Source organism: Streptomyces sp. NPDC002784, from assembly GCF_053592135.1.
Genome location: NZ_JBSFVD010000010.1, coordinates 103,607 through 116,554, shown reverse-complemented (window position 1 = coordinate 116,554; position 12,948 = coordinate 103,607). Strand labels below are relative to the sequence as shown.

Here is a 12,948-nt window from a genome sequence, read left to right as displayed (position 1 = left end):
TGGGGTCAGGCGGCCCAGCCGAAGGGCACCGTGAAGCAGCCGACCCGGACGCCCTTGCTGCCCGGCTCCTGGTGCAGGACGACGGAGGATGCCTCGCCCTGCCGGAAGCCCCAGTTGTGCCGGGCCCGCGCCTCGCCCGCCCCGCGCTGGTCGGCCGTGAAGTCCAGCCAGACCTCGTTCTCGGCGGTCACATGGTGCGGCGCGGAGGAGACCTCGTGCTGGTAGTGCCCGCCGGCGGCGGCCGGATCGGCGCCGCACGGCTTCTGGTGCACATGGACGCCGTACCGGTGCCCCGGCTTCATGCCCGTGACCCGCAGCCGCACGCTCGTCGCGCCGCCGGTCGTCATCCGCTGCTCCACCTCGATCCACGAGGCGGCCGGGACCAGCTCCGCGTCGTACGTCAGCGCCGCCGAGCGGACGAAGGCGCCGGGCGGCGCGAACCGCGCGTCCGTCCGCATCGAGTAACCACCGGCGCCGTCACCGCCGCCGACGGCGAGCACGACCGCCGCGAGGGCGCCCGCGCATATGCCTGCCACCATGATCTTCCTAACGTCGCTGGGTTCAGGACCCCCTCTCCGTTGCTACGGGACACCCCGGTCCCCCGCCCGCCGGGGACCGGCAGCCGGGTGAACATCACGTGTTGAACACACGAGCCCCCTGTGAACCACCCGTCACTCCCTGCCGCGTACGCTGTACAACCACGGGGGAAACGGGGAGTCGGGGTGCTGGAGAGTTTCGAAAGTGTTGGATCATTGGCCGCCAGTCCATGGATCTACGGGGCGGTAGCCCTGTCGGTCCTGCTGGACGTGTTCGTGCCGGTCCTGCCCAGCGGCGTACTGGTGATCATGGCCGCCACCGCCGCGGCGGCCGGTACGGCGGCCCGGGTCCCGGACGTCCTGGCGCTCACCCTCTGCGCGGCGACCGCGTCCGTCCTCGGCGACCTGGTGGCCTACCGCCTCGCCTGGCACGGCGGCGCCCGCCTGGACCGCGCGATCGCCCGCTCCCGTCGGCTGAGGACCGCGCAGGAACGTCTCGGCGCGGCCCTGTCCCGCGGCGGCGGCACCCTGGTCGTCCTGGCCCGCTTCGCCCCGGCCGGCCGCTCGGTCGTCTCCTTCTGCGCCGGCGCCGCACACCGCCGCGCCCGCGACTTCCTGCCCTGGTCGGCGCTGGCCGGCCTGTCCTGGGCCACCTACAGCGTGGCGCTCGGCTACCTGGGCGCGCAGTGGATGGGCGCGGGCTGGCTGGCGGCGGGGGTGTCCCTGGGGGCGCTGACGGCGGCGGGCGCGGGAGCGACGTACCTGATGCGGCGCCGTCCTGCCTGATCCGCGTACCCTGGACAGAACAAAAGGCAAGGGATCGCGTCCCTTGCCACTCTTAACTTATAGCGCACGGGGGGCCTTGCGGCAAGGCCCCCCTCATGCCGCAGAATCGCTCCCTCAACGCCGGTAGCTGCGGAAATGAGTGATTCACGAAGTGAGTGCTTCTTTGTCGATCGACCTGTCCAGTGAGAGTGCGTTCGACCTTCCCGAGCGGCTGGCCGCCAAGGCCGACCCCGCGCTGATCGCCGCCGACGAGCGGCACTTCGCGGCCATCGCGGAGAGCCTGGAGCAGACGATCGCCGAGCTGTCCGACCAGCTCGCCACCGAGCTCAGGGCACCCGGCGGCGCGGGCCGCGCCGCCATGGACCGGGACGCGGAGGTCCACCGGCTCACCGCCCGGCTGCGCGCCCTGCGCCGCTTCGGGCTCGACCTCGTCCTCGGCCACATCGTCACCGCGGACGACCCGGAGCCGGTGTACATCGGCCGCTTCGGCCTCACCGACAGCACCGGCCGCCGCCTGCTGCTCGACTGGCGCTCCCCCGCGGCCGAACCCTTCTTCGCGGCCACCCACGGCAACCCGATGGGCCTCGCCAGCCGCCGCCGGTACCGCTGGAAAAGCGGCCGGATCAGCGACTACTGGGACGAGGTGTTCACCGCCGACGGCCGCGAGGGCCACGCCGCCCTCGACGACCAGTCCGCCTTCATCGCCAGCCTCGGCACCAACCGCTCGGACCGGATGCGCGACGTGCTCGCCACCATCCAGTCCGACCAGGACGCCATCGTCCGCGCCGGATCGCGCGGCGCCCTCGTCGTCGACGGCGGCCCCGGCACCGGCAAGACCGTCGTCGCCCTGCACCGCTCCGCCTACCTCCTCTACTCCGACCCCCGCCTCGGCCACCGGCGCGGCGGCCTGCTCTTCGTGGGCCCGCACCAGCCCTATCTGTCGTACGTCTCCGATGTGCTGCCCAGCCTCGGCGAGGAGGGCGTGCAGACCTGCACCGTGCGCGATCTCGTCGCCGAGGGCGCCAAGGCGCCGGAGGAGAGCGACCCGGAGGCCGCGCGCCTGAAGTCGTCCGCGGACATGGTGCGGGCCGTCGAGAAGGCCGTCCGCTTCTACGAGGACCCGCCCACCGAGGGCATGACGGTCAGCACCCCCTGGGCGGACGTCCGGCTCACCGCCACCGACTGGGCCGAGGCCTTCCAGGCCCCGGGGCCGGGCACCCCGCACAACGAGGGACGCGAGCTGGTCTGGGCCGAACTGGTCACCATCCTGCTCGACAAGCACGACGCCGACATCCCGCCCGAGCAGTTCCGCAGGGCGCTGCAGCACGACACGGAGCTGGTGGAGGCCCTGGACCGGGCCTGGCCGCTGCTGGCTGCCAGGGACCTCGTCGGCGACCTGTGGTCGGTCCCCGCGTATCTGCGGCTGTGCGCGCCCTGGCTCACCCCGGACGAGGTCCGGCTGCTGCAGCGCAAGGCGGCCCCGCACGCCTGGACGCTGTCCGACCTGCCGATCCTGGACGCGGCCCGGCAGCGGCTCGGCGACCCGAAGGCGGCACGCCGCAAGCGCCGGGCGCAGGCCGCCCTCGACGTCCAGCGCGACCGGATGACCCAGGTCGTCGAGAACCTGATCGCGGCCGATCACGACGGCGACGGCCTGATGACCCAGCTGCGCCGCGAGGACTTCCGGCGCAACCTCGTCGACGAGTCCGAACTGCCCACCGCCGACCCGGACCTGCTCGCGGGCCCGTTCGCGCACGTCGTGGTGGACGAGGCGCAGGAGCTGACCGACGCGGAGTGGCAGATGCTGCTGCTGCGCTGCCCGTCCCGCAGCTTCACGATCGTCGGCGACCGCGCCCAGGCCCGGCACGGCTTCACCGAGACCTGGCAGGAACGGCTCGAACGGATCGGCCTGGACCGGGTCGAGGTGGCGTCCCTCAGCGTCAACTACCGCACGCCGGAAGAGGTGATGACCGAGGCCGAGCCGGTGATCCGCGCGGCGCTGCCGGACGCCAACGTGCCGACCTCCATCCGCAGTTCGGGCATCCCGGTGGTCCACGGCCCGGTCGCGGACCGGGACCGGATCCTCACCGAGTGGCTGGACGCGAACGACGACGGGATCGCCTGCGTGATCGGCGACCCGTCGTTCGAGGCGACGCCCCGGGTCCGGTCGCTGACCCCGTCGCTGTCGAAGGGGCTGGAGTTCGACCTGGTGGTCCTGGTCGACCCGGAGCGCTTCGGCGAGGGCATCGAGGGAGCGGTGGACCGCTATGTGGCGATGACGAGGGCGACGCAGAAGCTGGTAGTCCTCACGAGCGCATGAGGTGCGGCGGGCGGGCCGGCCGGTGTTCCGTACGGGCCGGCCCGCACCCGCGTGGACAGGAGCTCATGAGGTGTCGTGGGCGTGCTTGGCCTTCATCCGCGCGTCCACCCGGTCCTCCGCGGCGACCTCGGCCCAGAACCGGTGCGTACTGACGAACACCGCGAGCTCGTGCTCGCGCTGCCGGAGCTTCTCCACGGCTGCCTGCTCATCCGCGGTCCAGCCGGGAGAGGCCGGGCGCTCGATCTTCCGCCAGCCGTGGTCGTCGCTGAATCCGTCCAGCGGCTCGACCGACCAGGGAAGCCGCTTGAGCAGGGCCGACAGCTCGGCCCGGACCTGATGCAGCTCCTCCTGACCGGCGAGGAGGTCACTCGGAAAGTCATAGGTCGTAGCCACGGCCGCAATGGTACGCCTGTTCGATTTTGGGTGGCGAGTTGCTTCCCGGGGTTCATTCGAACGGGTGCCTGACGGGTGCCTGATCGCCCGGAGGCGCTGGGCGTCGACGACCCCAAGTAGCGCTCACCGAGAATGGGCCCATGACCTCACCCTGGACCGCACGCCCGGAGACCCCCGCCGACATCGAGGCCGTCCGTGAGATCGTCCTCGGCGCGTTCGAGACGCCACTGGAGGCCGACCTGGTGGACGCCCTGCGAACCGACGACGCGTGGATCGACGGCCTCTCCTACGTCAGCACAGACACCGCCGACACCCCCATCGGCTACGCCCTGCTGACCCGCTGCCACATCGACGACGTACCGGCCCTGTGCCTGGCCCCCGTCGCCGTACACCCCGCCCACCAGCGCACCGGCGCGGGCGGCGCGGCGATCCGGGCGGTCCTGGACGCGGCGCGGGAGCGGGGCGAACGCTTCATCACCGTGCTCGGCCACCCCGACTACTACCCCCGCTTCGGCTTCGACCGGGCCTCGGCCCACGGCATCGGCGTCACCTTCGACGTCCCGGACGAGGCTTTGATGGCCCTCGCCCTGACCCCCGACCCACTGCCGGCCGGCACGATCCGCTACGCCAAGCCGTTCGGAATCTGACGACCCGTCGGCCGATAGCTTCCGCGAAGCGGCTGGGCCGGACGCGACCCCAAACGCGCGCGAGATTTGCACCAGAAATGTCCTGAACACCCACTCCAGTGAGGAGGTTCCGCCTGGCGAACCCACCAGCCCCACCGATACCGTCAGTGCTCTCACCTGCATCTGTATCTCACGGGGAGTCCACTGTGAAGCGCCGCTCTTTGCCCGTTGCTGCCGCGTTCGCCGCGACGGCGGCCCTGTTGCTGACAGCGTGCGGCAGCGAGGACGGCAACTCCAGCAACAACGACAAGATCGCCGGCGCCGAGCAGGGGACGGAAAAGCCGACGAAGTCAGCGCAGCCCTCCGGAACCCCGGCGGAGAACAAGCCGGACGGCGTGGATGTCTCCCTGCCGAAGGACATGAACCTGGTCTTCGACTGGGCCGAGCCGGAGGACGAGAACGAGGCGGCGGCGATGGAGGACGCGGCGAACTTCCTCCGTGCCATCTACCGGGGTGTCGACAAGCGGACCACCAAGGACGCCGCCCTTACCGCCTACGCCACGGGCGACGGACTCCACTACGGGGAGGTGCAGATCAACGAGTGGATCAAGGGCGGCTGGACCGCCACCGGCACCCGCCGCCATTACGAAGCCACCACCCGGTCCGCGTCGAACGGCAGCTCGGTGGAGGTCGCGTTCTGCTCGGATGCCAGCAAGTTCTACGGCAAGGAAGTCACAACGGGGAAGGTCCTGAAGACCGAGCCCAGCCTCAAGGACTTCGGACACTACAAGATCATCATGGTCAAGGTCCCCACGAGCGACGGCCTGTGGCAGGCATCCAAGGTATTCGTGGAGACCGAGGCGGAGCAGTGCCAGTGAACGGATCGCTGCGCACGGTCCTCGGCACCAGCGCTACTGCCCTGGCCATCGCGATCACCACCGTTCTTCTCACCGCACCCAACTCCGCGGCGGAACCGGTGGACTTCGGCAAGGGTGACGGCTCGGAGGAGAAGGGCGGGAGCGACGGCAACAGCATCTACGCCGCCGCCCGCATCCACTACTCCGGATCCGTAGCCAAGAACGACGGCACCGGCAACGTCACCTCCGCCGACGTCAACTGGACGCCACCACCCTGCTGGTACGCCCCCTACCTCGGCGCCAAGGACTTCAAGGAAAAGATGTCCAAGGACATCAAGAGCCAGCTGAACACCCCCGGCATGGGCGGCCACGCCGGCGCCGCGCTCAGCGAGTTGCAGCGCCACTACGAGGACGAGTACGGCTGGACCGACACACCGGGCTACAAGGACTACAACGTCGAGAACGACGGCAAGGGCATGTTCTGGGCCGCCGTGGAGAACCCGAACGAGCCCGACCTGCTCAAGCGCAGCTCATGCAACGACCTCCCCTTCTGGGTCGAGACCGGCGAGCCCCCGCCACCCCAGTACGAACAGGCCATCACCCCCAAGATCCTCGCAGCCCTGGCCTACCAGCACATGGAGCTGCCGGACACCGAGGTCACTCTCGCCCCCGAGGCGGTCACCAAGGTGAACCTGCCGACCTGGGCCTGGCTCGACAAGACCGTCTTCGACGAGATCCAGGCCACGGCCGCCATCAACGCCCCCGGCCTCAACCTCCAGGCCACCACCACAGCCAAGCCGGTAGCCCTGAAACTGGAGCCCGGCACGACAGACGCCGAGACCTACCCGGCATCGGGCGAGTGCGCCATCAACACCGACGGCTCCATCGGCGAGCCCTACGCCAAAGGCAAGGCCAACAAAACCCCACCCTGCGGCCTGAAATACCTCCGCTCCTCCGGCAACAGCACCTACAACCTCCAGGCCACCATCACCTGGCAAATCACCTGGACGGGCACGGGCGGCACGGGCGGCGACCTCCCGAACGGCACCTACGGCAACAACCAGCCCGTCACCGTCCAGGAAATCCAGGCCATCAACCGCTGAAGCGCAGTAACACGAAACAGGAAATCAGTGTATGGCTGACCGGCTAGCTGTAGACGGCGGCGAACTCGCTCAATTCATGCAGCTCTTGAAGGATTCGAGCAGTTCTTTGAAAGGGTTGCGCAAAGCCTTGAGCGACGCGACCGTCACCGGGCTGGGCACCGACGACTTGGACTCGGCGTGCGAGGACTTCCAAGGAGACTGGAAGTACGGCACGGAGGAGATCGGCAAGCAGACCGAGGATCTCGCCAAGATCATCGGCCAGAGCAAGCAGAGCTATGAAGAAGTGGACAAGGCGCTGGAAGAAGCCTTGAAAAAGGCCAGAGACGGCAAGTCGGGGGGCCAGAAGTGACGGTAACGCCCGGTCTCGAACAACCCCCCTTCGTCAGCTCACCGGCAGCCCGCGAGGGGAACCTGCCACAGGGGCTCAAGTCCTCGCCGACCATCCCGAACCCCAACTACCCCCATCTCGGGTTCAATCCGACCCCAGGCGATATCGGGACTGTCCGCGACCTGTACAAGAAGCTGGTCGACTGCGTGAAAGTCCTTGAAGAGACACATGGGCTCGTGACCAAGCTCATGGACGGCAGCTACTGGAAGGGGGACGCTGCCGTCGCCTACCGCGAGCAACTAGAGGGCGGGCCTCTCCCGCTCAACCTGAAGAACGCCGCCCGTTCCCTCCGCAAGGCCGCGCGACAACTCGACCGCTGGGAAGGCGAACTCGACGATTTTCAGCGCCGAGCCAAGAAGCTGGACCACGACGCCAGAGACGCACATGATGCCGTGGACAAGGCAAAGGGCCATGCCGACAAAGCGAAGAACAACCCCGACCTTGACGGCAAAGGCGAGTCCCACGACGAGGCCCGGAAGGACCTGACCCACGCGAACACGGCGGTGCAGGAAGCCCAGGCCGAGCTCGACAAGATTATCGGCAAGGCGAAGAGGCTCGCCGAAGAGCACGAGCAACAGGCTCGGCACCGTGCTGGCAAGATCCGCGACGCCACGGACAAGCTGGCGCCACACGAACCAGGGTGGCTTGATGAACTCGGTGAATGGATCACCGAGAATCTGCCCGACATCCTCAGCTTCACCGCGGGCGTCATCGGGTTGGTAGCCCTGTTCGTGGCCACAGGTGGCATGGCTGCCGCCGTCCTCCTGCTCGCAGCAGCTGCACTGAGCGCTTCCGCACTCGCCATGCGGCTTTCCGACTCGGAGGTACTCGCATCCCTCAAGGATGGCTTCATGAAGGGTGAGTTCGACTCCGACTTCTGGGGCAACCTCGTCAGCGTCGGCGGAGACATTCTGGGAGCGGTTCCCGGCGTGGCTGCCGTGGGAATGGGCGTGCGGGGGACGATGAGCGCCCTGCGCGCCGGCGAGGAAGCGGTCACCCTCGGAAAGGTGCTGACCACACTGGGCAGTAAGACCATGGACGAAGCCAAGGCCATCACCGGCCTCGGCAATTCGACCCTGGACCTCGTCGTACGCGGGGCCCGGGACTCCGCCAAGGCCGGGCAGGTCGTCGAGATCACCTCAGCTTCACTCGGTGTGGTGACCGCTGGGTACGGTCTCGTCTCCAGTGCGGTGGACTCCCTGGACAACGACGGAGCGAAGGACAGTGGCACCGGCGTTGACGGCGTACGGGGCATCCTGGACGGCGGCGCCTTGGTCGACCTGGCCCGGTACGCGTTCTAAGCAGAGGACAAGAGAGATCTCATATGAATCCCACGGCCTATACCGTTGCATGGGAACACCCCCCGACGCGGACCGCCTGGTCAAAACAGTTGACGGTGAACGCAATCGCTTTCGTCGGTTGGGTTGCTCTGTGGGGGGCTCTGCTCTCGATCCTCGCGGTATTGCTGTCGCCCGGGTACGCGATTCTGTTCGTACCGTTTCTGATCTACAGCTTTTACCGGGCTTTCATTCAGCTCTTCGTCTTTCCCACACTCTTCCGGATGAGGCGTGTCCTCCAGGAGTACTCATGGCAACTGCATAGAAATGCCGTGCATGGCCTCAGTGAGCGGACCGACGTCATCGGCAGGCAGTACGGGTGGTTCGAGTTCCCGAACCCGGCACGCCCCGTGGAGCCCCTGCCCATGGTGTTCCCCCGGCATTGGGGGGTTGGCTGGTGGCACCGCCGCATGGCTCCCCGCGCCGCACCTGCGTTGAAGGCCCAGATCGGTGTGGTGTGGCTCGCGGGCGACCCACGCTTCATCGGCGTGATCGCTGCGCCTGCTCCCGACGGATCGAAGCCTCGCCGTTTCCGCTTTCTCAGTCAGCAGACCGCGGCGGACGGAGGCCGTCATTCGGTCGCCTCCTGGGGAGCCACCGACGAAGACATCGAACGTGGGCGCCGTGCTGGAGTCCGTCCTGCACAGCCCTGATTTCTTGCTCCGCCCAGCGTCCGGAGACTCAGCGACATGACCTCTCGCGTCCTCCTTGATGAATCCGTAAGTGACCCCGACGCCGGTATCTGGTTCGCCGTGCCGGGCGGCTTCACCGAGGTACCGATCGATGTTCTCCTGGCCCCTCCGTCCTCCCCCGAAGCGAACCGGCTTCGGGAAGCAATCGCTCCGTTGGTCGAGGCCTTTCCGGACGGGGTGACTCGTCAACGGTTCATTGCCCAATTGGCTGCGGGGCAGCAACTTCTCAGTGCGCTACGCGAAGTGGGAACCGTGCACTGCTCGCTGGGGGTACATCGCGACGACACCGAGGGAAGCAGTCGAGGCATTCTGCACTCCCTCTTCACCGTCTCCTGGCGTGACATCGCCTGGTCCCCACGATCAGTGAGCGCGGCAAGGGCAGTTGCGACGGGGGATCAACTCTCCCGCGTCGAATACCTGGACCTGCCCAGTGGCCCCGCATCGATGGGCGAGACGGTTCGCATACCAACTCCAGAGTCGGGTCTTGCACCGATCCCGCTGCTCCAGATCTACGCTTACCTCCCCCACCCGGACTCCACGCGCATGGCAGTCCTGATGATCAGTACCACCGCCGTGGGACACCGAGAGCAATACCGGGAGATTCTGCAGCAGATCGCTCAACTAACCAGCTTTGAGTGCCCTTTGCCCGAGGCGTAGACGGAGAAGCGGCTGCTGGCCGGGCTCTCTGCTGACCGCCGACGCACAATCGCCTTCCTCCAGCTCCGCAAGCCGGACACCATCGACTTCGACGTCGGCTTCGACCTCGTACGAGACCCGCTGCGGGCCACGACGAAGGGGCCGGGCAGGATCTGCTGACGGCCCCTCCCCCGCCGTATCAGTGCCCGGCCGCCCGTAGCTCCGCCACGAGGCGGGCCGTCACGGGCACGGGGACCCCGTGCCGGTCCGCCGCCCGCAGCAGCGCCCCGCCGATGGCGTCCAGCTCCAGCGGACGGCCGGACTCGGCGTCCCGCTGCATGGAGGACTTGGTGGCGGCCGGAAAGCCGTCGTAGCGCCCGAGGGCCTGCGCGGGATCGGCGGGCCCCCCGCACGCCCGGCTCACGGCCCCGGCCTCCTCGACGAGCGCGGTCAGCTCTTCCCGGTACCGCGTACGCACCTCACCCAGCGGAAGCCGGTACCGGGTGGTGAGCAGGGCGAGCGGCGCGAGGAAGGCCATCTTCGCCCACAGCGCGGCGGACTCGTCCTCGAGCACCCGGGTAGTGGGCCCGGCAGCCCCCAGCACGCCGGCCAACCCGTCCAGCCGCTCCCGCGGCACGAGATCCCCACTGAGATCGATCTCGGCGAACGGACTGCCGTGCTCGATGACACCCGGAGCGACCCGCGTCGACTCCACCCGGATGACACCGGGAGCGACCAGCTCCGGCCGATGGTGGGCCCGCAGCACGGCGGGATGCTCCACCCCATTGAGGAACGGTACGAGGAGGGCGTCGCCCAGAGCCTTGGCCGGAACCCGCTCCAGGGCCGCGTCGAGGGAGGTGTGCTTGACGGCGACGAGACAGGCGTCCACGGGCTCGCGCAGCACGGTGTCCGCCTCGACGGGGGCCCGGAAGTCCCCGTACAGCCCGCTGCGCACCTGAATCCCGGATTCCCGCAGGGTGCCGACGGTCTCCTCGCCGGCCAGACACATGACCCGGTGCCCGGCACGGGACAGCAGCGCACCGAGCAGGCCCCCGATTCCGCCGGGCCCGAGTATCGCGACGGTGAAGTCGGTCGTCATGGGAGTACGTCCCTTCGTCGGTCGGCCCCATCGGTCGGTGGCCGCCTCGTCGCGATCATGGCAGACCCCGCCCACGCGCGGGGGCGCATTGTCAGTGCCGGGAGTCAGACTGGACACATGTGCCGCAGCATCAAGACACTCCGCCCCCCGGTCCTCCCCGAAGAGGCCACCGAGGAAGACATCAGAGCCGCCGCCCTCCAGTACGTCCGCAAGGTCTCCGGCTTCAGAACCCCGGCCGCCCACAACAAGGAGGTCTTCGACAGAGCGGTCGACGCCATCGCGGAGGCCACGACGGCCCTCCTGACAGACCTGGAAGTCCGCGGCCACCCGACCCGCAAACCGGCCTGAACGCAAAAGGCCCCGGCCGCAATGGACCGGGACCTCTCACTCACCAAGGTGGGCGCGGACGGTTTCGAACCGCCGACATCCTGCTTGTAAGGCAGGCGCTCTACCACTGAGCTACGCACCCGGGACAGGCCGACAGCCTACATTGTCCCGGGCCCTGCCCCGCAATCCGGTATCCCGTGCGGGCAGGGGTTTGCTGTCTTCCTGAGGACCGAGCGAGAGGTGCTCGGCCGCGTGCCCCGAGTGGTGTTGGGCACGCTGGTCGCCCGCTTTCGCTCCGCATCCGGGCGGCACGGGTCATGCCCGTGGTCCGGGGTGCGGGGGAGGGGTCCCTCACGCCCTCGGGTGTCCGGTCCGGCCTGGACGGTCCGATGCCCCGCACGATCGCTCCGGTCGTGCGGGGGCGGTGCCGTCCGTCGCCGGACCGAATGCCCAAGGGCGCGCCCATCGCCACGGCTGCGGCATCGTGGCGGGTGGCCTGGCGGGTGGAGGTCGTCAGCGGCCGCTCCCAGTGCTGCGCACCCCACCGGGACGTGTACGCCGGATCGACGGCGACGACGGTCATGTTCTGCTCGGCGGCCATGGATACGAGGCGGGCCCGGAGCTTGGCGGTGGGGAACCGGGAGACCAGGCGGCGGAACCGTCTGCCACGGCCGTGCCGCTCGCGGCTGGTGGCGTCGGTGAAGTCGAGGTCTTCGACCGCGACGGCCGTGACACCACTGCGGCGGGCATGGTGCAGCAGCCGGGTCAGAGCGTGCCGGATCTGGGCGTCCCGGTGCTGGGCGCCGCCGGAGAGGTCGTAGTGGTATCGCCGGGGCTCACCGATCGGGTTGCCGTGTGGGTCGAGGCGCCAGGCCGCGAGGTGGTCGTCGTTCATGTCCACCGCGACCACGCCACGAGCCAGTGCCGCCCGAAGCGGCAGCACCGGGTCCGGGGTGCGTTTCCACGAGGCCGTGACATACCAGCGACGACGCACCGGGTCGTGGTGGATTCGGTAGGCCACGCACCGGGCCCTGACGATCCGCTCCCGCCACTCCTCGCCGCGGTGCGTGAAGGCAACGGTCGCGGCCACCACATATCGGCCGTGCGGGGCATTGGCCAGGTGAACGAGTGCCGCCGGAAGCCTGATCGACAGCTGCCCGCTGTCGGTGACGCGGATGGTCTCGTTTCCCCAGCGCTTGCCCGTCTCCCCGTCCGCCGCCAAGAACATCCGGGCGGCCTGCCACCGCTCCCGCCACTCCTCTCGGCTCAGCCCGGCCTCATCGAGGCGATGACTCGACCGCGCCGGCCGCTTTCCACCGCGCACCACATGCACCCGGCCCGCCGCCCAATCCGTCTCCAGGCCGGCCAGCCGCTCCCGGAGGACTGCCAGGCGACGCGACTTGGCGTGCCACTCCGGTCGGTCGGCGCAGCCCCGCACCAGCCCGGCCCGCTTGTCGGCCTTGGCACCGAGCGGCCGGGCCAGCCGGGCCTGGATCCGCGCGATCTCCCGCCGCAACCACGCCATCCCATCGCCCTGACCACGCCTGGCCAGCGCCCATTGGTCGTCCGTCGCCCTGGTGAGACTGCCGGCCCACCGCGCCGAGGACACCACGGTCAGCGCCCGCTTCCGGGCGGCCCATGAGGGCACCTCCCGGGCTTCCCGCTGCCCGGACCGCGCCGCCAGATCTCTCGCAGCCAGCGAGCCGAGGAACAGGCCCACCTGGGTCAGCACCGACTCGTCCTGCGAGGACAGCCGCAACCGCGTCCGGATGGCCACACCGGCCGGACCGGGCACGACGAACGACGCCGCCAACTCCCGCGTCCCGCCCACCCCGCCGACACGAAGAT

The 12,948-nt window shown here is 69.2% G+C and carries 13 protein-coding genes, 1 tRNA gene and 1 pseudogene; 10 read left to right on the top strand and 5 right to left on the bottom strand.

What is annotated here, in order from left to right; all coding sequences use genetic code 11:
- Positions 1 to 5: 5 nt before the first annotated feature.
- The gene (locus tag ACWD1Z_RS19650) at positions 6 to 539 is read right to left on the bottom strand and encodes a superoxide dismutase family protein (RefSeq protein WP_451120208.1); all 534 of its coding nucleotides are present in this window, start codon (positions 537 to 539) and stop codon (positions 6 to 8) included.
- Positions 540 to 722: 183 nt separating this feature from the next.
- Here ACWD1Z_RS19650 and ACWD1Z_RS19645 point away from each other — a divergent pair, with 183 nt between their 5' ends.
- Positions 723 to 1,322 (top strand): DedA family protein, encoded by a 600-nt coding sequence (locus ACWD1Z_RS19645; RefSeq protein WP_451120206.1) that lies wholly within the window; start codon positions 723 to 725, stop codon positions 1,320 to 1,322.
- Positions 1,323 to 1,473: 151 nt separating this feature from the next.
- Positions 1,474 to 3,642 carry an RNA polymerase recycling motor ATPase HelR gene (gene helR / locus ACWD1Z_RS19640; protein WP_451120204.1) on the top strand — a complete coding sequence of 723 codons (2,169 nt, stop codon included), beginning with the start codon at positions 1,474 to 1,476 and terminating at the stop codon, positions 3,640 to 3,642.
- Positions 3,643 to 3,705: 63 nt separating this feature from the next.
- Here helR and ACWD1Z_RS19635 read toward each other — a convergent pair whose 3' ends face one another.
- Positions 3,706 to 4,035 (bottom strand): hypothetical protein, encoded by a 330-nt coding sequence (locus ACWD1Z_RS19635; RefSeq protein WP_389416284.1) that lies wholly within the window; start codon positions 4,033 to 4,035, stop codon positions 3,706 to 3,708.
- A gap of 140 nt (positions 4,036 to 4,175) precedes the next feature.
- On the opposite strand from ACWD1Z_RS19635, the gene ACWD1Z_RS19630 reads away from it, so the two are divergent.
- From ACWD1Z_RS19630 to ACWD1Z_RS19600, 7 genes are all read left to right on the top strand, one after another.
- The gene (locus ACWD1Z_RS19630; protein WP_451120202.1) at positions 4,176 to 4,682 is read left to right on the top strand and encodes a GNAT family N-acetyltransferase; all 507 of its coding nucleotides are present in this window, start codon (positions 4,176 to 4,178) and stop codon (positions 4,680 to 4,682) included.
- A gap of 185 nt (positions 4,683 to 4,867) precedes the next feature.
- Complete coding sequence (locus ACWD1Z_RS19625; protein WP_451120200.1) at positions 4,868 to 5,539, top strand: hypothetical protein; 672 nt, start codon at positions 4,868 to 4,870, stop codon at positions 5,537 to 5,539.
- Positions 5,536 to 6,621, top strand: coding sequence for a hypothetical protein (locus ACWD1Z_RS19620; protein WP_451120199.1), 1,086 nt, complete (start codon positions 5,536 to 5,538; stop codon positions 6,619 to 6,621). Before ACWD1Z_RS19625 ends, ACWD1Z_RS19620 begins: the two co-directional genes overlap by 4 nt.
- A gap of 31 nt (positions 6,622 to 6,652) precedes the next feature.
- Positions 6,653 to 6,970 carry a hypothetical protein gene (locus tag ACWD1Z_RS19615; RefSeq protein ID WP_451120197.1) on the top strand — a complete coding sequence of 106 codons (318 nt, stop codon included), beginning with the start codon at positions 6,653 to 6,655 and terminating at the stop codon, positions 6,968 to 6,970.
- A complete protein-coding gene (locus tag ACWD1Z_RS19610) occupies positions 6,967 to 8,310 on the top strand; it encodes a hypothetical protein (protein WP_451120195.1) in 1,344 nt (447 codons plus the stop codon). Before ACWD1Z_RS19615 ends, ACWD1Z_RS19610 begins: the two co-directional genes overlap by 4 nt.
- A gap of 23 nt (positions 8,311 to 8,333) precedes the next feature.
- Positions 8,334 to 8,999, top strand: coding sequence for a hypothetical protein (locus tag ACWD1Z_RS19605; protein WP_451120193.1), 666 nt, complete (start codon positions 8,334 to 8,336; stop codon positions 8,997 to 8,999).
- A gap of 36 nt (positions 9,000 to 9,035) precedes the next feature.
- On the top strand, positions 9,036 to 9,695 hold the full coding sequence (locus ACWD1Z_RS19600; protein WP_451120191.1) for a hypothetical protein: 660 nt from the start codon (positions 9,036 to 9,038) through the stop codon (positions 9,693 to 9,695).
- A gap of 178 nt (positions 9,696 to 9,873) precedes the next feature.
- Here ACWD1Z_RS19600 and ACWD1Z_RS19595 read toward each other — a convergent pair whose 3' ends face one another.
- Entirely contained in the window at positions 9,874 to 10,773 is a 900-nt protein-coding gene (locus ACWD1Z_RS19595) for a ketopantoate reductase family protein (protein ID WP_451120189.1), read from the bottom strand.
- A 117-nt stretch (positions 10,774 to 10,890) separates the two neighbouring features.
- Between ACWD1Z_RS19595 and ACWD1Z_RS19590 the strand changes: the two genes are divergently transcribed.
- Positions 10,891 to 11,121 carry a DUF2277 domain-containing protein gene (locus ACWD1Z_RS19590; protein ID WP_451120187.1) on the top strand — a complete coding sequence of 77 codons (231 nt, stop codon included), beginning with the start codon at positions 10,891 to 10,893 and terminating at the stop codon, positions 11,119 to 11,121.
- A gap of 49 nt (positions 11,122 to 11,170) precedes the next feature.
- Here the strand turns inward: ACWD1Z_RS19590 and ACWD1Z_RS19585 are convergent.
- Together ACWD1Z_RS19585 and ACWD1Z_RS19580 are read right to left on the bottom strand one after the other, a co-directional pair.
- Positions 11,171 to 11,242, bottom strand: a tRNA-Val gene (locus ACWD1Z_RS19585).
- A gap of 16 nt (positions 11,243 to 11,258) precedes the next feature.
- Positions 11,259 to 12,931: pseudogene (locus ACWD1Z_RS19580) on the bottom strand (IS200/IS605 family accessory protein TnpB-related protein).
- Positions 12,932 to 12,948: the final 17 nt, after the last annotated feature.